The following is a 23,475-nucleotide window of genomic DNA, read 5'->3' on the forward strand; positions in this document are numbered from 1 at the left end:
GGGTCAAGACGCCTGCACGACCGCGTGCAGCGCCTTCAACTGCGCCAGGAGCGGACGCGCCGCCGTCAGCGGCAGGGCGCTTGGGCCGTCGCAAAGCGCCTTGTCGGGGTCCGGATGGAACTCCAGGAACACCCCGTCCGCGCCGGCCGCCACCGCCGCGCGCGCGATCACCGCCACGCCGTCCCGGCGCCCCCCCGTCGAGGCGCCCGCCGTCCTCGGGTCGGCGCCGGGCAGCTGGACCGCGTGGGTGGCGTCGATCGTCACCGGGCAGCCCAGTTTCTTCATCTCGGGGATCGCCAGCATATCGACCACCAGGTTGTTGTAGCCGAACGACGCCCCGCGTTCGCACAGCACCACGATCTTGGCGCCGTCGGTGGCCTCGCCCACCTTGCTGACGATGTTGCGCGCATCCCAGGGCGCCAGGAACTGCGCCTTCTTCACGTGGAGCAGGCCGCCGGCCGCCGCGGTCGCCTGCGCCGCGGCCACGACCAGGTCGGTCTGGCGGCACAGGAAGGCGGGAATCTGGACGAGGTCCGCGACCGCGGCCACCGGCTTGGCCTGGGCGACCTCGTGCAGGTCGGTGCAGACCGGCGTTCCCAGATCGGCCTTCGCCGCCGCCAGCATCTTCAGGCCCGCGTCCAGACCCGGGCCGCGATAGCTCTTGATCGACGAGCGGTTCGCCTTGTCGAAGCTCGCCTTGAACACATAGGGCAGGCCCAGTTCGCCGCAGATCGCCTTCAGTTCGCGACCGACCTCCAGCGCCATGCCTAGGTCCTCGAAGACGTTCAGCCCGGCGATGACGGTCAGCGGATGTCCGTCGCCGATCGAGAGGTTCCAGCGGTTCAGGGTCCGGACGGCCATGGGCGCTCCTGCGGATGTCGGGGCCTGAATGCCCGATCCGTCGAGCATCTCAAGCCCCTACCGCGCCCGCTGCGCTTCGGCGCGTCGGACGGAAAGCGCGTCCCGGACGACACTTCGGCCGTATCGAAACCCGTCGGATGGTGTAGGGACCGGCCGGTTGTTATTTTCGTGTTCGGGGTTGGGGGCGTTCTGATGGTCGGAGGTTCGGCGGTGGCGGACCTTTCGGGAACTCCCGTCGTGTTCCGCACGGCGGTGCAGACCATGATCCGCAACTGGGCGGTGGGAACGATGTCGTTCGTCCTGCCGGACGGGCGCGAAGTCCGTCTGGAAGGCGCCGAGCCGGGACCCGACGCGCGCCTGATCGTCCATGATTACGGCTTCATACGGCGAACTATCGGCAACGGGACCATCGGCTTCGGCGAAGGCTATATGGCCGGCGAGTGGGACACTCCCGACCTCTCGGCGCTTCTGGAGGTCCTGGCCTCCAATTTCGCCCGTTTCGAGAAGGTGGCGTTCGGGAATCGCCTGATGGCGATGTTCAATCTCGTCCAGCATGCGCTCCGGCGGAACAGCCGCTCGGGCTCCAAGCGAAATATCCACGCCCATTACGACCTGGGGAACGCCTTCTATTCCCGCTGGCTGGACCGGACGATGACCTATTCGTCGGCCCGCTTCGAGCATCCCGGCGAGCCGCTGTGCGAGGCCCAGACCCGCAAGTACCGCACGCTCTGCGAGAGCATGGCGCTTGCGCCCGATCACCACGTCCTGGAGATCGGCTGCGGCTGGGGCGGCTTCGCCGAGTTCGCCGCGAAGGAGGTGGGCGCCCGCGTGACCGGCATCACCATTTCCGAGGAACAGTTCCGGTTCGCCCGGGAGCGCCTGTTCCGCGAGGGGTTGAACGAGCGAGCCGAAATCCGGCTCGTCGATTACCGCGACGTCGACGGCCATTACGACCGGATAGCCTCCATCGAGATGTTCGAGGCGGTGGGCGAGCGCTACTGGCCCACCTACTTCGCGAAGGTTCGCGACAGCCTCAGGCCGGGCGGCTGCGCCGGCCTTCAGATCATCACCATCCAGGAAGACCTGTTCGAGCACTATCGGAGCCGCCCCGACTTCATCCAGAAGTACATCTTCCCGGGCGGCATGCTGCCCTCCGAGGTCCGGCTGAAGGCCGTCACCGATAAGGCCGGCCTGTCCTGGAGCGGCATCTCCCGCTTCGGCATGTCGTACGCCGACACCCTGGCCGAATGGGGCCGGCGCTTCGAGGCCGCCTGGGACGAGATCGAGCGGCTGGGCTTCGACGAGCGCTTCCGCAAGCTCTGGCGGTTCTATCTCAGCTACTGCGAGGCCGGCTTCCGCACCGCGCGCACCGACGTCGTCCAGCTCGCCCTCACCCGCGCCTGAAGCTGCCCCCTATCCGGCGCGGCCACGGTTCCTTAGATAGGCGCCATGACCGTCGCGCCTTCGATCATCGACCTCATCGGCGATACGCCGCTCCTGCGGCTGCGCCGCGCCAGCGAGCTGACCGGCTGCGAGATCCTCGCAAAGGCCGAGTTCATGAACCCGGGCCAGTCGGTGAAGGACCGGGCCGCCCTGTTCATCATCCGCGACGCCGAACGGAAGGGCCTCCTGCGCCCCGGCGGCCGCATCGTAGAGGGCACGGCCGGCAACACGGGCATCGGCCTGGCGATGGTGGGCAAGGCGCTGGGCTACACCTGCACCATCGTCATCCCCCGCACCCAGAGCCAGGAGAAGAAGGACGCTATCCGCCTCTTCGGCGCCGAACTGGTGGAGGTGGATGCGGTTCCCTACGCCAATGAGATGAATTACGTGAAGTATTCCGGGCGTCTGGCGGCGGAACTTGACGCGAAGGAGACGGCCGGCGCGATCTGGGCCAACCAGTTCGACAACGTCGCCAACCGCCGGGCCCACGTCGACGGCACCGGCCCCGAGATCTGGGATCAGACCGGCGGCAAGGTCGACGGCTTCATCTGCGCGGTGGGATCGGGCGGCACCCTCGCCGGCGTGGCCGAAGCGTTGCGCGCCCGCAATCCGGACGTGAAGATCGGCCTGGCCGACCCCTACGGCGCGGCGCTCTACGGCTACTACGCCGAGGGCGAGCTGAAGGCCGAGGGCGGTTCGATCAGCGAAGGGATCGGCCAGGGCCGCATCACCGCCAACCTGGAAGGTCTCGCCGTCGACCACGCCTACCGCATTCCCGACGACGAGATGCTGCTGACCATCTACGACCTGATGGAGCACGAGGGCCTGGTGATGGGCGGTTCGACCGGGATCAACGTGGCCGGCGCCATCCGCATGGCGCGCGACCTGGGGCCCGGCCACACCATCGTGACGATCCTGTGCGACCACGGCCAGCGCTATCAGTCCAAGATCTTCAATCCCGACTTCCTGCGCGAGAAGGGCCTGCCGACGCCGCCCTGGCTGGATAGGCCGCAATGACCGACCCCGTCGTCGCCCCGGCCTGGCTGGCGGAGCATCTGCACGATCCGGGCGCGCTGGATTCGGGCGTGCGCGTGGTCGACGCCACCCTGCCCCTGGTGGGCCAGCCCGGCCACGGACGCGACAGCTACGACGCGGGCCATATTCCCGGCGCGGTCTTCTTCGACATCAACGCCATCGCCGATCCCGAGACCGACCTGCCTCACATGCTGCCGTCGCCCGAGGCGTTCGCGGCCGCCGCGTCGGACCTGGGCCTGTCGCGCGCGGCGACGATCGTCGTCTACGACGCCCACGGGATCTACTCCGCGCCCCGCGTGTGGTGGACGTTGCGGGCGATGGGCTATCCGTCGGTCTTCGTGCTCGACGGAGGCCTGCCGGCCTGGCGCGCCGAGGGGCGGCCCATCGAGGCGACCGGCCCTGTCCCCGCCCCCCGCCCCGCCGCCCCACGCCCACCCGTGGAGACCCGGTTCCGGCCGGAGCTGCTGGCCGACATCGACCGCGTCCGCGCGGTGTTGGCCGACGGCTCGGCCCAGGTGATCGACGCCCGTTCCGCCGCTCGATTCCGAGGTGAAGCGGCCGAGCCGCGCGCCGGCCTGCGCTCGGGCCACATGCCCGGCGCGCTGAATGCGCCCTTCGACCGCGTCGTCGGCCCAGACGGCCGCCTGAGGCCGGCCGAGGAACTGCGCGCCGTCTTCGCCGAGGTCGACCTTTCGCGGCCCATCGTCACGACCTGCGGTTCGGGCGTCACCGCCGCCGTCCTGGCCCTGGCCCTGGCGCGCCTGGGCCGCGAGGATGTCGCGGTGTACGATGGATCGTGGACCGAATGGGGCGGTCGCGCCGACACGCCCATCGTCACCGGAGCCTGATCCATCGTCGTCCGACCCGCCCGCTACCAGGACCTCGCCCATCTCCCCGCCATCGAGCGGTCGGCCGCCCGGACGTTCCGGGGCTCGTCCGAGGACGCCATCGCCGACGACGGCGTCAGCCCGGTGGAGTTCTACATTCCCTTCCAGACCGACGGCCTGGTGCTCGTCGCCGAGGTCGAAGGCGTGCTTTCGGGCTTCGCCGCCTGCCAGGCGTGCGCCGACGCCCTGCATCTGTGGGAGCTGGCGGTGCGCCATGACGCCCAGGGCCAGGGCCTGGGCAAGGCGCTGATCGGCGCCACGATGGACCTGGCGCGCGCCCGCGGCCTGCCCGCCGTCACCCTCAGCACCTTCCGGGAAATTCCGTGGAACGGTCCGTTCTACGCCCGGATGGGCTTCCGGGAGGTTCCGGTGGAGGCGCTGGGCGAACGCCTGTCGGTCATCCGTCTGCGCGAGGAGTTGCTGGGCCTTCCGGTCGATCGCCGCCTCTTCATGCGCGCGCCCATCTGAGGCCCGTCTGAAGGCGCGTCTGAACGGCGGATCAGCGCATCGGCGGCGCGTACATCAGTCCCGGCGCGGGCGCGCTCCACAGGGCGTTCAGCCCCCGGTCCAGCCGCAGCGCGGAATCCGCCCCCAGGTCGCGGCGGAAGATCTCGTGATAGGCGCCCACCTGGCGGACGACCTGGAACGCCCAGTCCGGCTTCAGGCCCAGCAGCGCGCCCAGGTCGCCGTCGACGCCGAGCAGCCGCCGCGTCTCGGGATCGGTGGCCGTCTCGCGCGCCTGCTCCACGGTGCGCGAGGTGATCCCCAGCTCCTCGGCCAGCAGGGTCGCATAGACCGTCCAGGCGACGATGTCGGCCCAGGTGGGGTCGCTGTCCCGCACGACCGGTCCCAGCGGCTCCTTCGAGATCACCGTCGGCAGGATCACATGGGCGCCGGGGTTGGCCATCACCGAGCGCGACGCCGCCAGCGCCGAGACGTCGGCCGTGTAGACGTCGCAGGTTTCGGCTTCGTAGAACTTGCGCGCCTCCTCCTCGGTCCTGGCCATCACCGCCCGGAAGGTCATGCCCCGGACCCGGAAGTAGTCGCCGACGTTCGCCTCGGCGGCGGCGCCGTCCTGGATGCACACCCGCGCGCCGCCCAGCTCCTCGGCGCTGTTCAGCGCCAGGGCCCGTCGAACCAGGAAGCCCTGTCCGTCGTAATAGGTCACCACGGGAAAGGTCAGGCCCAGCCCGGCGTCCCGGGCGAAGGTGCGCGAGGTGTTGCGGGAGAGGACGTCCACTTCCCCCTTCTGCAACGCGGCGAACCGGTCCTTCGGGTCCACCACGACGAACTGCACCTTGGCGGCGTCGCCCAGTGCGGCCGTCGCCACGGCGCGGCAGATGTCGACGTCGAATCCGCGCCACTCGCCCCGCGCGTCCCGCAGCGCGAAGCCAGGCAGGCTGGTGTGCACGCCGCATCGCAGCGTTCCCCGCGCCCGCACGGCGTCCAGCGTTTCGCTCTTCGCCGGCCGGTAGCCGTCGGGCGTGACCGCCACAGGGGGCGGGGGCGGCTCGGGCTCGGCCTTGACCTCGGGTTTGGGATCACCGCACGCCACCAGCGCCAGCATCGACAGGGCGCTCGCCAGGCGGCGGATCATCTCTCCTCCTCGAATCCGGGGCAGGCTTGAATCAGGGACGTGTTCAGGCTCTTTGGATTTCCGCACTTTCGCCAGCGCCGCGACGAGCCGCAACCCTGCATGTCCGCCCACACCTCAGATGACACCCGACTGTTGCATGCCGGCGCGGCGCCCGCGTCCCTGCCGCGCACCGTAGGGCCGCCGATCCAGAAGGGCTCCACGGTCCTGCTGCCCAACGCCGCGGCGCTCTACGACGACGCCAACCACCTCACCTACGGCCGCGCCGGGCTCGCGGCCCAGGCCTGCCTTCAGGACGCGCTGGCCGAGTTGGAAGGGGCCCACGGCGTCTGCCTCTATCCCTCGGGGATCGCCGCCATCTCGGGCGTCATGATGGCGCTGCTGAAGGCCGGCGACGCCGTGATGGTGGTCGACAACGTCTACAAGCCGGTCCGTCGCTTCTGCGACAACGTCCTGAAGCGGTTCGGAGTCGAGGTCGTCTACGTCCCGCCGCGGGCGGCGCCCGAGGACCTCGTGGCGGGCGCGGCGGCCAATGTCCGGCTGATCCTGCTCGAATCGCCCGGTTCGCTGTCGTTCGAGATGCAGGACGTCCCGCGCATCGCCGCCCTGGCGCGCGAACGCGGTATCCTGACCGCGATCGACAACACCTGGGCGGCCGGCCTCCTCTTCAAGCCCCTGGCCCACGGCGTCGATGTCTCCATCCAGGCGCTGACCAAGTACGTCGGGGGCCATTCCGACGTCTTCATGGGCTCGGCTGCGGCGAAGGACCCTGTTCTGGCGCGCCGGCTGGCCGACGGAATCAATCACATGGGCTGGGCGGTCTCGGGCGAAGACGCCTACGCCATGCTGCGGGGCCTGCGCACCCTGCCCGTCCGGATGGCTCGCCACGGCGCATCGGGCCTCACGGTGGCCGCCTGGCTGCGCGACCAGCCCGAGGTGGCCCAGGTGCTGCATCCCGCCCTTCCCGGCGCGCCCGATCACGACCTTTGGGCCCGGGACTTCTCGGGCGCCTGCGGCCTGTTCAGCCTAGTGATGCGGCCGGCGTCCGACACCGCGGTGGACGCCTTCCTGGACGCCCTGCGCCTGTTCGGTCTGGGCTTCTCCTGGGGCGGCTTCGAGAGCCTGGCCATATCCTGCGATCCGCAATTGGCGGTGCGCGGATCGACCCGCGACTACGGCGGCCCCCTCGTCCGCCTCCATGTGGGTCTCGAGGCGCCGGAGGATCTGATCGCCGACCTGCGCACCGGGCTCGACGCCTTCTCGGCGACGGCGTAAGGCGCGGGAACATGGACGCTTGGCTCACGGGATTCCTGGCGCAGGAAGCGCTGCCGGAACGTTTCAGGACGACCTTCGAGGAGATCTGCCGCCCCCTTGGGGACCGCGCCATCGAGTGGCGCGCCGACTTCGGCCGCACGGCCTTCATCGGCCTCTGCGGCGCGCAGGGATCGGGCAAGTCCACCATCGCCGCCGCGACGGTCGGCTACCTTCGGTCGCAGGGTCTGCGCGCGGCGCAGATGTCGCTCGACGACTTCTACCTCGGGCGCGAGGCGCGGGGGTGGCTGATGGGCCAGGTCCATCGCCTGCTCCAGGTCCGGGGACCACCGGGCACCCATGACGTCGCCCTGGCCTGCGCCGTCCTCGACAGCCTGCGCGGCGACGGCGAGACCCTGATCCCGGCCTTCGACAAGTCTGTCGACGAGCGGGCGCCCCGCAGCCGGTGGCCGCGAATCGAGGGCCCGATGGACGTGGTGATCCTGGAGGGCTGGTGCGTGGGCGCCCGACCCGAGCCCGCCGAGCGCCTGCTGGCGCCGCTCAACCGGCTGGAGCGTCAGGACGATCCCACCGGAGCCTGGCGCGGTTACGTCAACCGCCAGCTCGCCGAGGGCTACCAGGCCCTGTGGAGCCGCCTGGATCGATTGATCCTCCTCCAGGCGCCCGGCTTCGAGGTGGTTCACGGCTGGCGCGCCGAGCAGGAAGCCAAGCTGAGGGCCCGCACCGGCGCGGGCATGAGTGACGCCGAGGTGGGCCGCTTCATCCAGCACTACGAGCGCCTCACCCGCTGGATTCTGGAAGAGATGCCTGACCGCGCCGACTGGCGCATCCCGCTCCGTTCCGACCGCAGCCCGGTCCCGCAGCCCTGAGCATCGCCCTCAGTTCTAAGAAGTTTCCCGTGTAAATCCTCGAAAAAAGACTTCTTTCGATGGATCTCAGGGCCCTGCATCGCCCTTCGACGCCGCGATGAGGGCCTCGCGCTCCTCCGCCGTCAGACGCCGCCAGCGCCCCTCGGGCAGGTCGCCGAGGTCCAGCGGTCCGATCCGCACGCGCAGCAGGTCCATGACCCGCAGGCCCACCAGTTCGCACATTCGCCGGATCTGGCGCTTGCGTCCCTCCTTCAGCACGAAGCGCAGCGTCTGGCCCTCGACCACGCTCACCTTCGCCGGCTTCAGCCTGCGGCCGTCCAGCGTCAGGCCGTGGCGCAGGCGCGCCAGCTTCTCGCCCGTCACCAGGCCGGCGACCCGGACCACATATTCCTTGTCCAAGGCGGACTCTGGTCCGATGACCGCCTTGGCCAGCACGCCGTCGTCCGAGAGCAGCAACAGGCCGTGGCTGTCCATGTCCAGCCGGCCCAGGGGCGGGAGGCTGGCCCGCGCGTCGGGGGCCGCGCCCTCGCCCACCCGATTACCCGCCGTCAGGAGCCGCACGGCGGGCGTGTAGCCGGGCTCGGGCTGCCCCGAGACGAACCCCACGGGCTTGTTCAGCACCGCGGTGAAGCCGCCGCCCGGCCCCTTGGTCGCCGTTCCATCGGCCCCGTCCGCCGGATCGGCGAGCGTCAGGGTCTGGCCGGGCAGGATCTTGCGCCCAGCGTCCGCCACCGCCTCGCCGTCGATGCTGACGCGTCCCTCGGCGATCAGCGCCTCGGCCTCGCGGCGGGAACACACGCCGCTCTGCGCGAGCCATTTGTTGACTCGCTGAGGTTCGGCCTCGTCGTAGCGGCGCGTCCAGGGCATGGCGGCGATTTACACGGCCACGCGGCGGGCGAATATGGCCGAGTGAATCTGGATGGGGCGACGGCGTGAACAACGGGATCTCACGGGGTGGCGTCCGCGCCGCGCTTCTGGCCCTGATCGGGGGGCTTGTCCTCGCCACGGGCGCGATGGCTCAGGTCTGGGAGGCGGGTGTCCAGCCCGGCGGTTACGGCGTCGCGCGCATCACGGGACCCGGCCCCGCCACCGGCCTCGCCCTCACCTGCGAGGGCGACGCGCCCGTCCTGGCCCTCAGCCTGGCGCGGCCCGCGCCCCGCAATCCCGCGCCCTTCGCCTTCGCCATCGGCGGCCGCACCGCCCAGGGCGTGCTCACCCGCAACGGCGCCACCAACGTCTGGGCGATGCACCTCCGGCAGGACAGGGCCCTCGTGGATCTGCTGACCCAGGGCGACAGCGTCACGGTCACCGTCGCGGGCGCGCCCTATGGCGCACTCTCGCTCCAGGGCGCACGGCCTGCGCTGCAACGGGCCCTGTCCCGCTGCTACACGCCGCCGGCGATCCAGGCGGTCGCTACGCCGCCCGTCGCCCCGATGGCGGGCGCCCCGACGGCGGGCGCCGATGCGCCCGTCCGCGGGCTCTACCGCGACATCACCGGGGGCGCCCAGGACGCCGGCCGCTGGTTCACCCCCGGATACCGCGCGCTGGAAAGCGAATGCAGCAGGACTCAGGAACTGATGGCCCGGCGCGGCCGGGACGACGAAACCTTCGGCCAGTGCGGCGAGGACGCCAGCTCGCTCTGCCAGTGCCAGGACATGGACGAACAGGTCCTGCGCCGCACGCTCGCGGTCTCGGTCGCGCCGGTCTCGGCTGGCGTCGCGCGGGTCAGCGCCCGCTTCCGGGTCTTCTCCAGCGGCGATCCCATCGACGTCCGCTTCCGCGTGGTGCGAACCGCCCAGGGGTGGCTGATCGACGACATCCTGTACGATGGTCCGTTCGAACAGGGTGACCCGAAAAGTGAGCGCGAGCTGTTCCTGAACGGGATCAACGACATGCGAAAGAGTCTTCGCATGTCGCCGATATCCGCTCCGCCCCTCGCGCAACCGGCCGGCTGATCGCGAGGTCTCGATCCCAGGCTACATCTTCCAGATCAGGGTCACGCCATAGGTCTTGGGCGGCGCGTACGGAACCAGGACCTGCCGGTAGGGCGCGAAGGCCGTGACGTAGGTGGCCACCAGTTCGTCCGTCAGGTTCTTACCCCAGACGGCGACCTCCCAGCGCTTGTCGGGCGAGGTTAGCGAGACCCGCGCATCGACGTTGATGTAGCCTTCCTGCTTCTGGGTCGCGATGTTCGAGGCCTCGAAGAACATGTGGGCCTGGTTGGTGTAGTCGAGGCGGGCCATCGCGCCCCAGCCCTGGATGTCGGTCGAATATTGCACGCCCAGGTGGACCTTGTGGCGCGGCGAGCGCGGCAGAGCGTTGCCGGTGAAATTGGCCGTGGCGCCGTTGGCGAAGCTGGTGAACTCCGCGTCCAGGAAGGCGTAGCTGCCGTCCAGCTGCAGCCCCTGCAGGGGCTGCAGCACCCACTCGAACTCGGCGCCCTTGATTTCGGCGGTCGCGGCGTTGCCGACGACCACGCAGCACAGCGGCACCAGTTGCGAGACCTGGAGGTCCTTGTAGTCGGTCTTGAAGATCGAAGCGTTCAGCCGGACCCGGCCGTCGAGCCAGCGCGACTTGGCCCCGCCCTCGTAGCTCCAGGCGAACTCGGGGTCGTAGGGTGTCGACTGGCTGGGGCCGGACCCCGCGATGCCCTGGAAGCCCCCGCTCTTGAAGCCGCGGGTCGCGGACGCATAGAACATGAGGTCCGGGGTCGCCTGCCAGTCCAGCGCAAAGCGCGGCGTGAGCGCGCTCCAGCTCTCGGCCCCCCTCACGTCGTAGTCGGCGGCGAGCGGCGGCGGCAGGCCGGGCCCGGACACCTTGCGGCCGATGAAGTGGCCGCGCTTGCGCTCCCAGGTCTGCCGCAGGCCCGCCGTGGCGGTGACGGTGTCGGTCACCGCGAAGCTCGCCTGTCCGAAGAGCGCGATGCTGCGCCCCTTCACCATCTGGGGATAGGTCGCGATCCCCGTCTGGGCCGGCGCGGGGAAGTCCTGCTGAAGGTCTTCGATACGGGTGTTGTCCTCGTGCAGGTAATAGGCCCCGACCTGTCCCGTCAGGCGGCCGTCCAGCGCGCCGAAGGCCAGCCGCAGCTCCTGGCTGAACTGCTTGTTCTTCTCGTGATCCGTCTCGGTCGACTCGATCTGGTTCGGCGGGTTGACCGGATTGGCGAAGAACACCGTGCGGAAGTTCAGGGTCGCCGCGCGGTAGGCCGTGATCGAGGTGACCGTACCCAGCGGCGACTGCCAGTTGACCTCGCCCCGATAGGTCTGGAGCCAGCGCCGCAGGTAGCCGTCGGTGAAGGCGTTCACGACACGCGGATCGGGGTTGATCCCGACGCAGTGGACGCCGCCCCGCAGGGTCGCGTCGCAGATGTTGTCGCGCGGATTGCCCTTCTGGTCCTGGTCGGTCAGGTCGACCGCCAGGGTGACGTCGAGGTCTTCGCTGGGCAGCAGGCGCAGCGCCAGGGCGGCGCTGCGCAGGTCCTGGTCGTTGACGTGGTTGCCCGTGGTCTCGTTGAACTCGTAGCCGTCGCGCAGCTTGATCGAGCCGCCCAGCGAGAGGAACGCGCGATCCGAGAGCGGGATGTTGCCCCGCGCGTTGAGGGACCGGCGGTCATAGTTCCCGTACTGCGCCTCGACGCGCCAGGAAGGATCGGCCGACGGCTTCTTGCTGACGAACTGGATCAGCCCGCCGATGGTGTTCTTGCCGAACAGCGTGCCCTGCGGCCCGCGCAGCACCTCCACCCGTTCGAGATTCAGCGCATCGATGTCGGGCGTGCCGCCCCGGCCGGCGTAGACCCCGTCGACGAAGACCACCACCGAGGCGTCGCCGCCGGCGTTCTGGCTGATGCCGAAGGCCGAGCCGATCCCGCGGATCGCGAAATTGGTCTGGATCGGGTCCACCTGGCCGGCGCTGAAGCCGGGCGTCCGGATGGCGATGTCCTGCAACGTCTCGATCGACTGTCGCTGGAGGGTCGCGCTCGAGAACGCGCTCACCGCGATCGGGACCTGCTGGATGTTCTCTTCGACCCGTTGGGCGGTGACGACCAGTTCCGACACCTCGGCGTCGGCCGCCCGCCCGCCCATCACCTGGCCGCCCGCAGTCTGGGCGACCGCCCCCGAGGTCAGCGAAAACCCGAGCGCGAGCCCGAGCGCCAGCGGCGACACGCCATGCCAAAGACCCTTTTGCATTTCATTCTCCCCGTGCTCGGCCCCGCTCGTCCGGCGGAGTCCGCTGAATCAGATTACAGTGTTTTGTATAGAATTCTAAGCAATTCGGGCGCGAGGCGCTGCCCGGCCTCGCCCCGCGATGCGCTCAGCCGCCCTCCGCCTGCTCGGCCGCCCGCGCGAACGCCTTCAGACCCAGGCTCAGGATCACCGCCGAGATCGGCAGCGCCACGGCGGTCACGATCGCGATGCCGTAGCGGAGCGCGTCGTCCCGTCCGAACACCAGGTCGGTGACCAGGGCCATGGCCGTCGGTCCCATCCCCAGGCCGACGAGGTTGGCGACGAGGAAGTACACGGCCACCACCCGGGCCCGCAGCCGGCTGGGCGTGATCATCTGAAGGCCCGCGCCCGCGACGCCGCCGTGGATGGTGCCCAGCAGCATGCTCAGGATCATCAGCCCCAGCGCCAGGTCCCGGCTGGGGGCCAGCGCCATGCCGACGAACAGCGGCAGCAGGATCACGGCGTTCAGCCGGATCACCCGCAGGTGGGCGTCCTTGTAGCCCCGACGATAGAGCGCATCGGCCATCCAGCCGCCCAGCATCAGCCCCGCGGCGCCGCCGATGGCCGTGGCTCCGCCGAACCAGAGCCCCGCCTCGGGAATGGCCATTCCGTAGGTCCGGTGGAGGAACTGGGGGATCCAGGCCATCGCGCCGTACATGACCAGTGCGACCAGGGCCATGCCGGCGAAATGCGCGCTCAGCGCCACGCGCCGCGTCTTGAAGAAGTCCAGGAACTCTCGCCCCGTCGCCGCTGTCGCCGCCCCGGTCCGGGCCGGCTCGCGGACGGTGAGCGCCACCAGTCCCGCGAGCAGCAGTCCCGGCAGGCCGACGATGAGGAAGGTCAGCCGCCAGGGCTCCAGCGCGCCGACGAACGGCAGGTCGACCGCCGCCCCCTCGGTGACGTAGCGCACCACGATCGCCCCCGCCACGAGCGCGATCCCGGACCCCAGGGGCACGCCGATCGAGTAGACCGCCATGGCGCGCCCCAGACGCTCGCGCGGGAAATAGTCGCCCAGCATGGAGTAGGCGGCCGGCGACAGCGTCGCCTCCCCCACCCCCACGCCGATGCGCGCCAGGAACAAACCGGCATAGCCGCGCGCGAAGCCGCAGACCGCCGTCATCACGCTCCAGGCGGCGATGCCCGCCACGATCAGCCCCTTGCGGCTGCCGCGGTCGGCCATCCACCCGAGCGGCACGCCCAGGACGCTGTAGAACACCGCGAAGGCGAACCCCATCAGCAGGCTCATCTGCGTGTCCGAGATCCCGAGGTCGGCCCGGATCGGCCCGACCAGCAGGCTAAGGATCATCCGGTCGATGAACGAGAGCGTGTAGGCGACCAGCAGGATCGCCACCACGTACCAGGCGTAGCCGCCGCCGGACTGCGCGGCGCCGGGCCGGGGCAGGACGAGGCTAAGCAAGTCCGAACACCCGATAGCGGACGCCCCGCGCGGTCCGTCGTCCGTATCCGACGGCCACCACGGCGTTCAGCCAGTCGTACCGGGCGTCCGCCGTCTCGAAGGTGGGCTGGATGCGGAAATAGTAGGCCGTCTCGTCCAGCGCCTCGACCCGCGCGGGATCGCGGAAGTCCGCCAGCACCGCCGGCGGAATCACCAGGCGCCCCGCATAGGTGACGTAGATCAGCGCGCCGTCGTGCGTCTTCCAGATCGAACGCACGTCGATGAGGGTCAGCGCCGCCCCGTCCTGCCCGCGGCCCAGTTCCGACCAGTCGCCGCCGCCGGCCAGAACCTCGCCGCGCAGCCGCGCGCCGTCGATCGTCCCGCCCGCGATGTAGCTGACCCGCCGGTTGCGCCACGGCGTCTGGCCCAGCGGCAGGGGCGCGTCGTCGTCCAGCCGGATATCCGCCGTGCACAGTGGCCATGTCGCCCCTGCGTTCGCCTCGTCGCCCATGTCGCCTCCCCATGCCGCCTTTAGGGCGTCGGTTCTTATTGCTTAGAACTCTACATGTTTGCGCCGCGCCGAAAAGGCTCTTTGGGCCGGCCGCGCGGCGTCCCGATTCAGGTGGGCCGGGTCGGTCCTTTCGATACGACGATCACGGTGAGCCCCGGCTGGCCTGCCGGCGGATCCGCCGGTTGAACCACGTCGTTGCATGGGCTTTCCGGCGTGCTTCACCGAAGGCCAGGGTCCCTGACGAAGCAAGCAAACGGGAAAGTCGCCATATTCTCCTGTAAGGCGAGTGAACTCGGAAACACAAACGAGGCGCCGTTAACCACCATCTTCTCTATCGGAAGTAGAAATTAGGGCACGCCCTACTATTTATCCCCCGTCAGGCGACTGTCGGATTTTCTCCAATGCCTGCCGATTTCACCCTTGAATTTGTAAAACATTGTCACACGATGGAAGTGTCAACTTGGCGACAGTTCCACTTTGTGGCTGACGTGAAGTGGAACTCACACCAGTGAAAATGGGGCTTCTATGAACAAGACTTATGCGGCTCTGGCCGCGACCGCCGCCTTGGCCCTGGTGGCCGGCCCGGCGCATGCCAACCTGATCGGCTTCACCGTCAAGGTCGAACTGCCGGGCGCGGTGAATTCCACCGCCGAGTTCGACTACATGGGCGTCGAGACTTTCGACACCCGCGCTCTGGGCCTCGGCAGCTTCGAATCCGACTTCGGCGGCAGCCCGATCGTCGGCGCGTACAGCGGCGTGAACGTCATTCCCGTCGACCAGTACGGCGGCGCGGACAACGACGGCCGGTACGCCGTCGTCGGCCTGGACACCAGCGACAGCTATTCGATCACCCTCACGCAGGAAGGCGAGAGCGGGATCAACTACTTCGGCTACTGGCTGTCGGCGCTCGACGCCGGCAACACCGTGGAGTTCTTCAGCGGCGCGACTTCGCTCGGAACCTTCACGCCGACGAACCTGATCAGCATCGTGAGCGGCAACTCGGGCTACTACGGCAACCCCTATACCGGGCTGAACAGCGGCGAACCCTACGCGTTCGTGAATTTCTACCTGAACTCGGGGACGTTCGACCGTATCGTCTTCCGCCAGACCACCAGCGGCGCCGGCTACGAGTCCGACAACCACACCATCGGCTGGTTCTCGAAGCAGGGCGGCGGCACGGTCATCCCCGGCGTCCCCGAGCCCGGGACCTGGGCGATGATGATCCTCGGCTTCGGCTTCGTGGGCGGTGTCATCCGCCGCCGGTCGGCGAGCGGTTCCGCCCTCGCCTGACGATCCGGCGCAAGCCGCCCCAGTGAACGATCGGCGCGGAGGCGACTCCGCGCCGATTTCGTTTCGGCCCCATCACGCGACCCCATCACGCGACCCCGTCACGCAACCCTCGGGGCTCAGAGGATGGAGATACGTCGACACCGGGCCCGCCCGCGTCGCCACGCCGTGGCGCGCCCGGCAGGACTCGAACCTGCAACCGTCCGCTTAGAAGGCGGATGCTCTATCCGGTTGAGCTACGGGCGCGGACGCGGCGTCTTAGTGCGTCCAGGGAACGCGGCGGCCGAAGGCGAAATTGTCGGCGTAGGCCTTGATGATCCGCTTGGCCGGCGCGGGATCGACGAGCTGGAAGGCGATGCCGTGCTGCTCGGCGTAGCGCACGGCCTCGTCCTTCGTCTCGAAGGTGAGGCGCACCTGGCTGGACTCAGTGTCGCTGGTCACGGTCCAACCCATCAGCGGGTCGGGACGCCGGGCGTCCTTGGGCTCGAACTCCAGAACCCAGGCCGCCGCCTTGGCGCGGCCCGACTGCATGGCGGTCTTGGACGGACGATAGATGCGCGCGAGCATGCGGGCGGCCTGTTCCTCAAAATCCTCGCCGGCTGGTCGGGGCGGAGAGATTTGAACTCCCGACCCTCTGCTCCCAAAGCAGATGCGCTACCAGGCTGCGCTACGCCCCGATGCCGGTACAAGGCGTTGCCCTACAAGGGTTCTTCCGCCGGGGCCAGTGGAACGTCGCGCGAACATCTGCCGGCCGTGAGACTTCAATTCAAGTCTCACGTGAGACTTCACGTTCCGCGGGCGTTCGCGAACCGGCCTCCAGCTCGACATAGAACGCCCGGCACGCGGTCGATCCCCACGGGTCGCGGAGCGACTGACGGCACGCCCACGACAGGTAGTTCAGCAGCGTCACCAGCCCGATCCCGGCCCCGTGCCGTTCGATCAGCGCGGCCTTGGGATACCGCCCTCGCCGATCGCACCGGCCACACGCCAGCGTCACCGTTTCGCTGGGGTATTCCGCCAGCGGGACTTGCTGCCGCCCCGCCTCGTCCATGGGTTGCTGATAGCCGCGCATCCGGAACAGATGGCGAACGCTTGCGGCGCGCGCAAGCCTATTCCCGCGTGGCCTGTTCCCGTGGGCCAGCCTGGTGCTGGGCGATCACGGCCGCCGTCGCCCGCATCCGGGCGTCGGCCTTCATGCCCTCGTAGACCTGGGCGGCCGTCCACGCCAGCAGGGCCAGGATGATGCCCCAGGCCCCCTTGGTCAGCCCGCCGACGCTGTCCTTCAGCTCGCGGATCTCGCGGCCCATGGCCACCTGGCGCTGTGTGCATAGTTCCTCATGGCCTTCCTGCCATTCCTCGACACGGGCCAGCCGCTCGCCGGGGGTTCCGCTCCGGGCCATCCCATTCTCCTACGACGCCGGCCGGGCGCGCAGCGCCGCCAGCAGGACTTCCACGGGATCGTCCCCGCGCTCCAGCATCCCGATCAGCTCGCGCCGCAGCGCCTCGCGCGGGTCGAGGGGCGCCGCCGGCCCCGCCGCCGTCCTGGCCGCCGATCTGGCCGCCGTCACCTGATCCCCCTCGGCCTTCCGCCGCTTCACCAGGCCGGGAAGCTTCCGCCCGCCGCCGAACACCCACCGCGAAAGCTGATAGGGCACATCGTCCCATTCCCCGGTGTCGATCCGCCGGCGCAGGGTGGACGCCTTGTAGGCCGTGGGCCCCAGGTTGAACACGAAGTCGGCGATGGCCCCGCCGACGTCGCCCGGCTGCGCCTTCAGCGTCGGCGAATAGGTCAGCATGGCGCGCGCGAAATCGGTCATCTCGGCGCTCAACACCGCCTCGCCGTGCGCCGGCGACCAGGGCGGGTTCGTCGGCTTCACGCCCTTGGTCGAGCCATAGCCCTGCGTCCACACTCCGGCCGGGCACAGATACGGCCTGGCCCGCCAGCCCTCGGCGGGCTTGGCGAGCCGGATCGCCGACGCCACGATGTCGGCCAGCAGGGTCATCCCCGGTTGAACCGCCCGCGCAGCGCCCGGTCGGCGAACCAGAACGCGAACATCGAGCCGGCGATGGCCTTCTCGTCCGCGCCCCACAGGGTCAGGATCGCCCGCCAGGGCGCGTCACCGGCGCCGCCCACGTCGAGCTGCGCGGTCAGCACCACGAACTGCGCCACCAGCGCCGCCGTGTAGAGGAAGACGCACCAGTAGAAGGTCAGCACCGGCCGGATCAGCGACGATACGCCATCGACCCAGCGGATGCCCGAGGGCCGCATCTGGCCCTGAAGCGCCTCGATCAGGGCCTGGGCGTCGAAGCTCTCGCGCGCCTCCTCGGCCTCGGCGCGGGCCAGGGCCAGGGCCTGCTCGCCGCGCATCTTGTCCAGCTCGATCTGGCGATCCAGCATGGCCAGCTCGTGCTTGCGCTCGCCGCCACGGTCCAGGTGCTTCAGCAGCTCGGGGGCCAGCCGCAGCAAGCCCCCGAACACGCCGCCCAGCAGGGTCTCGATCATCACGGCCGGCCCCGGTTGCGCTTGTGCACGGTCGGGGCCGCCGCCGCGGCGGCGGCGGGCGCTTTTACAACCTCACGCTCCATCAACGTATCCACCGCCCTGCGCAGGGCCGCCACCTCGCCGGCCAGGCCCCTCGCCTGCTCGGCCGTCTCGGCCGCCCGGCCCTGGGCCTGCTCCAGGCGCACGCCCTCGGCGATGGCCTGAAGCCGCGCCCGGCCCAACTCCAGCGCCACCCGCTCGTTCATGTGATGGTCGAACCAGCCCTGGCTGGCCCACCACGGCTCGGCCCCGTTCGGGCTGTTCGTCCCGGCCGTCGCCGGTGCCTCGGCGGGATCGTGTTGGTCAGTCATCGGTCTTGCTCCTTCCAGGGGTTTGGGGGTCGGCCACGCGCGCCGCCATCCGGGCGGCGACCTGGGTCATCACCTCGGCCCGGCGCTCGCGCTCCTCCGAGGCGTGCTCGAGCATCGCCGCGTACAGGGCGGTTTCCTCCGGTTCGTCCGGCTCGGGTTCGTACGGCGGCGGCGCGTCGGGCGTCTGCCGACGAAACGCCAGGGGTTCGTCCAAGGGGGTGGGGCTGTAGGGGCGCATGGTCAGAAGATCGTCGTGTAGGAGGAGCCGCCATTCTTGGTCCCGCGCAGGACCGCGCCGGTCCATTCGAGCCAGCAGGGCGAGGCGATGCCGCCGATGTAGACGCGCGCGCCCACCAGATCGCCGGCCGCCAGCACGCTGCCGCTCAGGGTCAGTGACGTGTTCATCTGGATGCCGCCGGGGCGGATGCGCAGGCGCGCGTCGTTGGGCGAAGCGCGATTGAACCGCAGGGCGATGAAATCCGAGGTCCCGTCGTTGCCGCTCTCGATGAACATGTCACCGGCGACGTTGCCGTAGAACACACCCCATTCGCCCGCGCCGCCGCGCACCGTCTTGGAGGTGTTGAAGCCCGCGTTCATGACCCAGCGGTGCCCCTTGGCGGTGTTGATCGCCGCGTTCAGGCCGTCGTTCGTGGTGGCGAAGGTCGAGAAGTCCGCGCGCGCGGTGTCCAGGCCGACCCGCCACTTGCCGGCGACCGCGTGCGCCACGTCTGCGGGCTTCGACCCGTCGCTCTTGAAGAACGTGCCGCCCCAGACGCAGCCATAGCCCACGGTGTCGTTGTCGCGCGTGAAGCTGTCCACCTGCGCCCAGATCGACGTGCTCTCCACGCCCTGATCGACATATTGGCTTTCCCAGCCGGTCGCGTAGGCGCCCACCGCGCCCGCGATGAAATTGACGTCGCCGCCGTACTGACCGCCCGTGGCGCGGTGGAACGCATGGTCCTGGCCCGGCTTGCCCTGGTACTCCACCTGCATCCGCACGATGTGGCCGTAGCCGTCGCCGCCGCCCCGGTGGCGCACCCGCACATAGGTGTGTCCGCCCCAGGTCCGCTTGCCCGTGGTCACCACCCGCCCGGACGCATGCGACAGGGTCAGCGGCGCGCTGAGCGTCAGCACGTTGCCGGCGACGCTGGCCACCGTCACCCGCTCGGCCTCGGCCGTGCCCATGGTGTCGCCCGACAGGATCGCCAGAACCTTGCCGGCCAGCCCGGCATAGGCCCCGTTCAGCGTGATGGTGCTGGCCCCGGCGCTGGCGCTGAACGCCAGCTTGCCCGTCATGCCCGAATGCCCGCTCTCGATGTCGAGCCAGGCATGGTGCGGGATGACGTTGCTCTCGAAGTACCGCGCGTCCAGGTCCTCGCGGACGTCCGGGCCGACGATGGTCCATTCGCCCTCGACGTGCCGCTGATCCCCTCGGAACCAGCCCACCGCCCCTTGAACCGGCCAGGTCGAGGGCTTGGCCCCGATGTAGCTGTAGCGCCCCGGCAGGGCCGTGTTCCCCGCCGAGGTCAGCAGGATCAGGCCCGGCCCCACATAGCCCTTGTTGAAGGCCGTCTGCGCCCGCGTGGTCGCGTAGACCCCGGCCGGCAGGTAGATCTTCGGCTCGCTCGACGCCTCGGCCGCCGTGAACGCCGCGTCGTTGTCCGTGGTGTTGACGCCGCCGTTGTCCGTGGCGCCGAAGGTTCCCAGCGGCGGGGGCAGGCTACCGCTGCCGCCGCCACCGCCAGACGGCGTGTTGATGAAGTGACCGGCGGTCGGGCTGGTCCACTCGAACACCTTCCCCGCCGACGGCGCGCCGGCCGCCGCCACGGCCTGGAGCGCGGCGGAATAGGCCTGGACCTGCGCCCCGATCTCCAGGCCCAGGTTCGTCCGCGCCCCGGCCGCGTCGCTGGCGCCCGTGCCGCCGTTGCCCACGGTCAGGTCGGTCCCGCTCCAGTCGCCGTTGTTCACCGTGTCCTTGAGCGCCAGCGCCCCGAACGCCGGCTTGCCGCTGATGTCGCCCCAGCCGTGGGCGTGGGCCGAGGGCGGGAAGGTGGCCGGCTTCCCCAGCACGTCGCCCCACGTCACCGCGCCGCCGCCGCCACCCCCGCCGCCACCTCCGCCCAGGCCCAGGTCGCGGTTCAGTTCCTGGATCATGCGCACCACGCGATCCAGCGCCGCTTCCACCCGCGCGGGCGTCATCTCGCCCGTGTTGCCGTAGGTAGAGGGCTGGTTGCGCGGCGTCTCGCGCATCAGGCGCACCACGGCGTCCGGGGCGGGTTCGTGGCCGGCCAGCGCGACGACGAACGCCCCGCCGGTCAGGCGGCTCCCGCTCACCGTGTAGTCCACCCCCTGCGTCTGCTCGACGTCGTCGAAGGTGACGATCAGTTCGCTGTCGTGCGCGAACGAGAACTGGCAGGCGAACGCCTCGCCCGGCACGCCCGTGGCCGAATAGGTTGTCCGCGGATACTCGACCACCAGCGTCATGCCGGCATGGTGCCGCCGGGACGGCCCGGGTGGATAAGGCCCCCGCCCTTCCCGCCTTAGCGGCTGCCGGCGACGGCGGTCAGATCAGGCGCCCGCGCCGGGGCCGGCTGGCCTTCCGGCCACCATTGGGTGATGCCCTGCTCGCGCTCCAGCCGCCGGGCCTGGCGCTGGAACGCCGCCTCGGCCTCGGGGTCCACGGCGCGCTGAAGCTGGTCGGCCACCGCCCGGTCCCACGCCGTGCGGCTCCACCACAGGGTGGACAGGGGCGAGTAGCGGGCCAGGAACCGTGCGGTCTCGCGGCCCACCTGGGTGTCCTCGCCCTCGATCGCCTGGGCGACGTTGCCGCCGGTGAGCTGCCACACGTCGCTGACGAAGCCGGCCGGCGCGCCCAGGGCCGTCATGGGCGCGCTCTTGCCGTTGCGCGCTTCCACGCTCGACAGGAAGTCGCCCAGGATGCCCTGCCCGCCGCCCTGCGCCATCGCCTGGGCGGTCACGGTCCACAGCCGCTTCCGGGCTTCCTCAGGGTCGGCGTCGTCCCATAGCGGCCGGGGATCGTTCCCCTTGGCCAGATCCTTGAGCCAGATGGCCAGGAAGCCCGACAGGGTCGCGCCGACCAGCATTGGGGCCGCCAGCCCGGCCGCGCGGACGTGCCAGGGCAGGCCCCCGGCCTCGCCGGCCTGAAGCCCCCGCTGCATGAACTCCCGGCTCCAGCGATACGTCTGGGTCACGGTGAAGCTGCGATACGCGGCCATCGACCGCACGATCTCGCCCTGCACCGATCCGGGGCGGGTCGAGCCGACGAGCTGGGCCTGCGCCCATAGGCTGGGCTCGGGGACCGCCTGGCGGGTCTCGCGCTCGATCATTTCCGAGACGCGCCAGCCCAGGTCGTCGCCCGCGTGGGCCGCCACCGCCATGGGCGTGATGAAGTCGGCGCCATCCTCGGGGGTGTCGGGCGGGCTGGCGCGCACCTGGTCCCATTCCTCGGACGTGAACCCCCGCGCCTTGACGATGGCCCCGAACGCACGCTCGGCGTCGTCCCCGGCCAGCAGGTCCGCAAGGCTGCGGTCGCGCACGTCGTGCAGCCGGCCCATGAATTCATGCTGGAAGCTCCAGCGGGCGGCGTTGCGGTTCGGCTCCAGGGCCGAGGCCCGATAGACCCAGGTGGGCAACATCCGGGCGAACGCGTTGGCCCCTTCGGCGATCTTCCCGCCCACCGTCTCGGCGCGCAGAAACCGCTGCACCGCCTCGGCGTGACGGACACGGGCGCTCTCCAGGATGAAGCCGCTGCGCCGCGCCGTCCGCCGCGCCTCGGCCGACGTCACGTGCCCGAACCAGGCCCGGAAGTCCGGCGTCCCGGTCAGGCCGGCGAACGCCCGCACCTGGGCGGCGTAGACGGGGTTCGAGGTCAGGTCGTTGATGACCGCCGATCCGAGCTGCACGCCGGCCAGCCCGGCGCGCACCGCGCCTCCCGCGCGCGCGATCATGTTGTCTGCGCCGTAGGGGCTGGCCAGCTCGCCGGTGAACAGGCCGTACATCCTCCGCGCGCTGTCCACGTCGCCGGTGGCCTGCTTCAGACCGCGCTGGGCCGGCGCGCCGCCGGCCTGCTCCACCTCGGCGTCGCGCAGGGCCGCCCGCGCCAGCCACTCGAACTGGTGATCGGGGTTCGGCCCCAGCACATGCATCCGGGCGATGTCGCGGGCCATGCCGTCCAGGTGGCGCATCATCGCCGCATAGGGGTCGCCGGCCCCGAACCGGCCCTGGTACGCTCGCCACGCCTTCGCCCCGTCGAAGATCAGGAACCGATGGTCCTGCCGCTGGTTGGCCAGCTTCCCCTGCCCCAGGCTCTCGCCGGGCTCCCGGTCCACCGCACCGTGGCTGACGAGCGTGTCCCACACCTCGCCCAGGACCACGCGCAGCCGCTTGTCGGTGAACGGCAGGTCAGTCGCCCGGTCGATCATCCGGCCGCGGGCCAGCAGGGGCAGGGTGGCGTCCACCCATTCGTCGCGGCCGGCCGCCCGCACCGCCAGGGTGTCGTGCGTCTGCGGCATCCCCCAGTTTTCCAGCTTGCCGATCGCGCCGCCGGCCGCGTTGAACTTGGTCCGCGCGTATTCGTGGGTTTCCGCCCAGGCCTTGGCCAGGGCCTTCGCCGCCGCGTCTCCCGTGTCCTCGCCGAACGCCTCGTCCACCAGATTGTCCAGAAGCGCCCGATTGCGCAGCCCCAGGCCGGACACCTCCTCGAACGTGTCCATAAGCGACGCCATCTTCGCCTGAAACGAGGCCATGATGGCCTGATACTGACCCTTGACGCTGCGGCCCGACGCGCCGGCCACACCGCCCTCGCCGTCCACCAGCTCTTTCAGCCAGTCGGCCATGGCGCCGCCCTCGCGCCACTGGCCGCTCCGCGGGGGCTGGCCGCCCTGGCTCCAGTCGCCGCCGGGCGGCTTGCCGCCACCTTTTCCACCGAGGTCCCGAACGTCCGTGTATCCGCGAGCGCGTTTAAACTCCGCCGCCGACGCCAGGGCCTGCCGCCGGGTGCGGATCGCCAGCGCCCGGTGCCGCTTCGCCTCGGCCGCCTGCCGCTCCAGCGCGGTCATCACCGCCTGTCCCGCCTGCCGGTCGGCCTCCGCCGGCCCCACGGCCTCGCTGGCGGCGGCGAACGCGTCGTCGTAGGCCTCTTCAAGCTCGGCGCGCCGGGTGGCGTCTAGCCCGGCTTCGGCCGCCGCCTCGGCGATGCAACCCCGGAACTTCGTCATGTCCGAT

The 23,475-nt window shown here is 70.4% G+C and carries 23 protein-coding genes and 2 tRNA genes; 8 read left to right on the forward strand and 17 right to left on the reverse strand.

Going from position 1 to position 23,475, the window contains the following annotated elements; translation table 11 throughout:
- Positions 1 to 3: 3 nt before the first annotated feature.
- Positions 4 to 861 (reverse strand): 3-deoxy-8-phosphooctulonate synthase, encoded by an 858-nt coding sequence (kdsA, locus tag ABS78_RS09435; protein ID WP_293377612.1) that lies wholly within the window; start codon positions 859 to 861, stop codon positions 4 to 6.
- A 192-nt stretch (positions 862 to 1,053) separates the two neighbouring features.
- On the opposite strand from kdsA, the gene ABS78_RS09440 reads away from it, so the two are divergent.
- The 4 genes from ABS78_RS09440 (at position 1,054) to ABS78_RS09455 (ending at position 4,694) form a co-directional block, all read left to right on the forward strand.
- A complete protein-coding gene (locus tag ABS78_RS09440; protein WP_293377615.1) occupies positions 1,054 to 2,265 on the forward strand; it encodes a cyclopropane-fatty-acyl-phospholipid synthase family protein in 1,212 nt (403 codons plus the stop codon).
- Between the two features lie 45 nt (positions 2,266 to 2,310).
- Positions 2,311 to 3,321, forward strand: a complete 1,011-nt coding sequence (locus ABS78_RS09445; RefSeq protein WP_293377618.1) for a cysteine synthase A — start codon at positions 2,311 to 2,313, stop codon at positions 3,319 to 3,321.
- The gene (gene sseA / locus ABS78_RS09450) at positions 3,318 to 4,187 is read left to right on the forward strand and encodes a 3-mercaptopyruvate sulfurtransferase (protein ID WP_293377621.1); all 870 of its coding nucleotides are present in this window, start codon (positions 3,318 to 3,320) and stop codon (positions 4,185 to 4,187) included. The genes ABS78_RS09445 and sseA overlap by 4 nt, the downstream gene beginning before the upstream one ends.
- 123 nt (positions 4,188 to 4,310) lie before the next feature.
- Positions 4,311 to 4,694, forward strand: coding sequence for a GNAT family N-acetyltransferase (locus ABS78_RS09455; RefSeq protein ID WP_293377624.1), 384 nt, complete (start codon positions 4,311 to 4,313; stop codon positions 4,692 to 4,694).
- A 31-nt stretch (positions 4,695 to 4,725) separates the two neighbouring features.
- On the opposite strand, the gene ABS78_RS09460 is transcribed toward ABS78_RS09455, so the two are convergent.
- Positions 4,726 to 5,823 carry an amino acid ABC transporter substrate-binding protein gene (locus tag ABS78_RS09460; protein WP_293377627.1) on the reverse strand — a complete coding sequence of 366 codons (1,098 nt, stop codon included), beginning with the start codon at positions 5,821 to 5,823 and terminating at the stop codon, positions 4,726 to 4,728.
- Positions 5,824 to 5,922: 99 nt separating this feature from the next.
- Here ABS78_RS09460 and metC point away from each other — a divergent pair, with 99 nt between their 5' ends.
- Both metC and ABS78_RS09470 read left to right on the forward strand, forming a co-directional pair.
- Entirely contained in the window at positions 5,923 to 7,095 is a 1,173-nt protein-coding gene (metC, locus tag ABS78_RS09465; RefSeq protein ID WP_293377630.1) for a cystathionine beta-lyase, read from the forward strand.
- An 11-nt stretch (positions 7,096 to 7,106) separates the two neighbouring features.
- Entirely contained in the window at positions 7,107 to 7,961 is an 855-nt protein-coding gene (locus tag ABS78_RS09470) for a kinase (protein WP_293377633.1), read from the forward strand.
- Positions 7,962 to 8,027: 66 nt separating this feature from the next.
- On the opposite strand, the gene ABS78_RS09475 is transcribed toward ABS78_RS09470, so the two are convergent.
- Positions 8,028 to 8,828 carry a pseudouridine synthase gene (locus ABS78_RS09475; RefSeq protein ID WP_293377636.1) on the reverse strand — a complete coding sequence of 267 codons (801 nt, stop codon included), beginning with the start codon at positions 8,826 to 8,828 and terminating at the stop codon, positions 8,028 to 8,030.
- Between the two features lie 65 nt (positions 8,829 to 8,893).
- Here ABS78_RS09475 and ABS78_RS09480 point away from each other — a divergent pair, with 65 nt between their 5' ends.
- Positions 8,894 to 9,916 (forward strand): hypothetical protein, encoded by a 1,023-nt coding sequence (locus tag ABS78_RS09480; protein WP_293377639.1) that lies wholly within the window; start codon positions 8,894 to 8,896, stop codon positions 9,914 to 9,916.
- Positions 9,917 to 9,937: 21 nt separating this feature from the next.
- Here ABS78_RS09480 and ABS78_RS09485 read toward each other — a convergent pair whose 3' ends face one another.
- The 3 genes from ABS78_RS09485 to ABS78_RS09495 form a co-directional block, all read right to left on the reverse strand.
- A complete protein-coding gene (locus ABS78_RS09485; RefSeq protein ID WP_293377642.1) occupies positions 9,938 to 12,148 on the reverse strand; it encodes a TonB-dependent receptor in 2,211 nt (736 codons plus the stop codon).
- A gap of 124 nt (positions 12,149 to 12,272) precedes the next feature.
- Entirely contained in the window at positions 12,273 to 13,601 is a 1,329-nt protein-coding gene (locus ABS78_RS09490; protein ID WP_293377645.1) for an MFS transporter, read from the reverse strand.
- The gene (locus ABS78_RS09495) at positions 13,594 to 14,091 is read right to left on the reverse strand and encodes a DUF3237 domain-containing protein (RefSeq protein WP_293377648.1); all 498 of its coding nucleotides are present in this window, start codon (positions 14,089 to 14,091) and stop codon (positions 13,594 to 13,596) included. Before ABS78_RS09495 ends, ABS78_RS09490 begins: the two co-directional genes overlap by 8 nt.
- Before the next feature lie 525 nt (positions 14,092 to 14,616).
- On the opposite strand from ABS78_RS09495, the gene ABS78_RS09500 reads away from it, so the two are divergent.
- On the forward strand, positions 14,617 to 15,381 hold the full coding sequence (locus ABS78_RS09500; RefSeq protein WP_293377651.1) for a PEPxxWA-CTERM sorting domain-containing protein: 765 nt from the start codon (positions 14,617 to 14,619) through the stop codon (positions 15,379 to 15,381).
- Between the two features lie 166 nt (positions 15,382 to 15,547).
- Here ABS78_RS09500 and ABS78_RS09505 read toward each other — a convergent pair.
- The 11 genes from ABS78_RS09505 to ABS78_RS09555 all read right to left on the reverse strand — a co-directional run bounded on the left by ABS78_RS09505 (position 15,548) and on the right by ABS78_RS09555 (position 23,468).
- Positions 15,548 to 15,624, reverse strand: a tRNA-Arg gene (locus tag ABS78_RS09505).
- A gap of 12 nt (positions 15,625 to 15,636) precedes the next feature.
- Positions 15,637 to 15,945, reverse strand: a complete 309-nt coding sequence (locus tag ABS78_RS09510) for an ETC complex I subunit (RefSeq protein WP_293377654.1) — start codon at positions 15,943 to 15,945, stop codon at positions 15,637 to 15,639.
- 33 nt (positions 15,946 to 15,978) lie between these two features.
- A tRNA-Pro gene (locus ABS78_RS09515) sits at positions 15,979 to 16,055 on the reverse strand.
- An 89-nt stretch (positions 16,056 to 16,144) separates the two neighbouring features.
- On the reverse strand, positions 16,145 to 16,450 hold the full coding sequence (locus ABS78_RS09520; RefSeq protein ID WP_293377657.1) for a hypothetical protein: 306 nt from the start codon (positions 16,448 to 16,450) through the stop codon (positions 16,145 to 16,147).
- A gap of 37 nt (positions 16,451 to 16,487) precedes the next feature.
- Positions 16,488 to 16,778: a hypothetical protein gene (locus tag ABS78_RS09525; RefSeq protein ID WP_293377660.1), complete on the reverse strand. Its 291-nt coding sequence runs from the start codon at positions 16,776 to 16,778 to the stop codon at positions 16,488 to 16,490.
- Positions 16,779 to 16,787: 9 nt separating this feature from the next.
- The gene (locus tag ABS78_RS09530) at positions 16,788 to 17,381 is read right to left on the reverse strand and encodes a lysozyme (protein ID WP_293377663.1); all 594 of its coding nucleotides are present in this window, start codon (positions 17,379 to 17,381) and stop codon (positions 16,788 to 16,790) included.
- Positions 17,378 to 17,881 (reverse strand): hypothetical protein, encoded by a 504-nt coding sequence (locus tag ABS78_RS09535; protein ID WP_293377666.1) that lies wholly within the window; start codon positions 17,879 to 17,881, stop codon positions 17,378 to 17,380. Before ABS78_RS09535 ends, ABS78_RS09530 begins: the two co-directional genes overlap by 4 nt.
- Positions 17,881 to 18,231, reverse strand: a complete 351-nt coding sequence (locus ABS78_RS09540; RefSeq protein WP_293377669.1) for a hypothetical protein — start codon at positions 18,229 to 18,231, stop codon at positions 17,881 to 17,883. Before ABS78_RS09540 ends, ABS78_RS09535 begins: the two co-directional genes overlap by 1 nt.
- Entirely contained in the window at positions 18,224 to 18,469 is a 246-nt protein-coding gene (locus ABS78_RS09545; protein WP_293377672.1) for a hypothetical protein, read from the reverse strand. Before ABS78_RS09545 ends, ABS78_RS09540 begins: the two co-directional genes overlap by 8 nt.
- A 2-nt stretch (positions 18,470 to 18,471) precedes the next feature.
- Positions 18,472 to 20,715, reverse strand: a complete 2,244-nt coding sequence (locus ABS78_RS09550; protein ID WP_293377675.1) for a hypothetical protein — start codon at positions 20,713 to 20,715, stop codon at positions 18,472 to 18,474.
- 56 nt (positions 20,716 to 20,771) lie between these two features.
- Positions 20,772 to 23,468: a hypothetical protein gene (locus tag ABS78_RS09555; protein ID WP_293377678.1), complete on the reverse strand. Its 2,697-nt coding sequence runs from the start codon at positions 23,466 to 23,468 to the stop codon at positions 20,772 to 20,774.
- Positions 23,469 to 23,475: the final 7 nt, after the last annotated feature.

The organism is Phenylobacterium sp. SCN 70-31 (genome assembly GCF_001724605.1).
Classification (GTDB): domain Bacteria; phylum Pseudomonadota; class Alphaproteobacteria; order Caulobacterales; family Caulobacteraceae; genus Phenylobacterium.

Bases quoted from the DNA above. Each gene is read 5' to 3' on its own strand.
- ABS78_RS09545 (WP_293377672.1), bottom strand. From the start codon at position 18,469: ATGCGCCCCTACAGCCCCACCCCCTTGGACGAACCCCTGGCGTTTCGT.
- kdsA (WP_293377612.1), bottom strand. From the start codon at position 861: ATGGCCGTCCGGACCCTGAACCGCTGGAACCTCTCGATCGGCGACGGA.
- ABS78_RS09475 (WP_293377636.1), bottom strand. From the start codon at position 8,828: ATGCCCTGGACGCGCCGCTACGACGAGGCCGAACCTCAGCGAGTCAAC.
- ABS78_RS09445 (WP_293377618.1), top strand. From the start codon at position 2,311: ATGACCGTCGCGCCTTCGATCATCGACCTCATCGGCGATACGCCGCTC.
- ABS78_RS09470 (WP_293377633.1), top strand. From the start codon at position 7,107: ATGGACGCTTGGCTCACGGGATTCCTGGCGCAGGAAGCGCTGCCGGAA.
- ABS78_RS09510 (WP_293377654.1), bottom strand. From the start codon at position 15,945: ATGCTCGCGCGCATCTATCGTCCGTCCAAGACCGCCATGCAGTCGGGC.
- ABS78_RS09540 (WP_293377669.1), bottom strand. From the start codon at position 18,231: ATGACTGACCAACACGATCCCGCCGAGGCACCGGCGACGGCCGGGACG.
- ABS78_RS09530 (WP_293377663.1), bottom strand. From the start codon at position 17,381: ATGACCCTGCTGGCCGACATCGTGGCGTCGGCGATCCGGCTCGCCAAG.
- ABS78_RS09550 (WP_293377675.1), bottom strand. From the start codon at position 20,715: ATGACGCTGGTGGTCGAGTATCCGCGGACAACCTATTCGGCCACGGGC.
- ABS78_RS09440 (WP_293377615.1), top strand. From the start codon at position 1,054: ATGGTCGGAGGTTCGGCGGTGGCGGACCTTTCGGGAACTCCCGTCGTG.
- ABS78_RS09485 (WP_293377642.1), bottom strand. From the start codon at position 12,148: ATGCAAAAGGGTCTTTGGCATGGCGTGTCGCCGCTGGCGCTCGGGCTC.
- ABS78_RS09460 (WP_293377627.1), bottom strand. From the start codon at position 5,823: ATGATCCGCCGCCTGGCGAGCGCCCTGTCGATGCTGGCGCTGGTGGCG.
- metC (WP_293377630.1), top strand. From the start codon at position 5,923: ATGTCCGCCCACACCTCAGATGACACCCGACTGTTGCATGCCGGCGCG.
- ABS78_RS09500 (WP_293377651.1), top strand. From the start codon at position 14,617: ATGAACAAGACTTATGCGGCTCTGGCCGCGACCGCCGCCTTGGCCCTG.
- ABS78_RS09555 (WP_293377678.1), bottom strand. From the start codon at position 23,468: ATGACGAAGTTCCGGGGTTGCATCGCCGAGGCGGCGGCCGAAGCCGGG.
- ABS78_RS09535 (WP_293377666.1), bottom strand. From the start codon at position 17,881: ATGATCGAGACCCTGCTGGGCGGCGTGTTCGGGGGCTTGCTGCGGCTG.
- ABS78_RS09520 (WP_293377657.1), bottom strand. From the start codon at position 16,450: ATGCGCGGCTATCAGCAACCCATGGACGAGGCGGGGCGGCAGCAAGTC.
- ABS78_RS09495 (WP_293377648.1), bottom strand. From the start codon at position 14,091: ATGGGCGACGAGGCGAACGCAGGGGCGACATGGCCACTGTGCACGGCG.
- sseA (WP_293377621.1), top strand. From the start codon at position 3,318: ATGACCGACCCCGTCGTCGCCCCGGCCTGGCTGGCGGAGCATCTGCAC.
- ABS78_RS09525 (WP_293377660.1), bottom strand. From the start codon at position 16,778: ATGGCCCGGAGCGGAACCCCCGGCGAGCGGCTGGCCCGTGTCGAGGAA.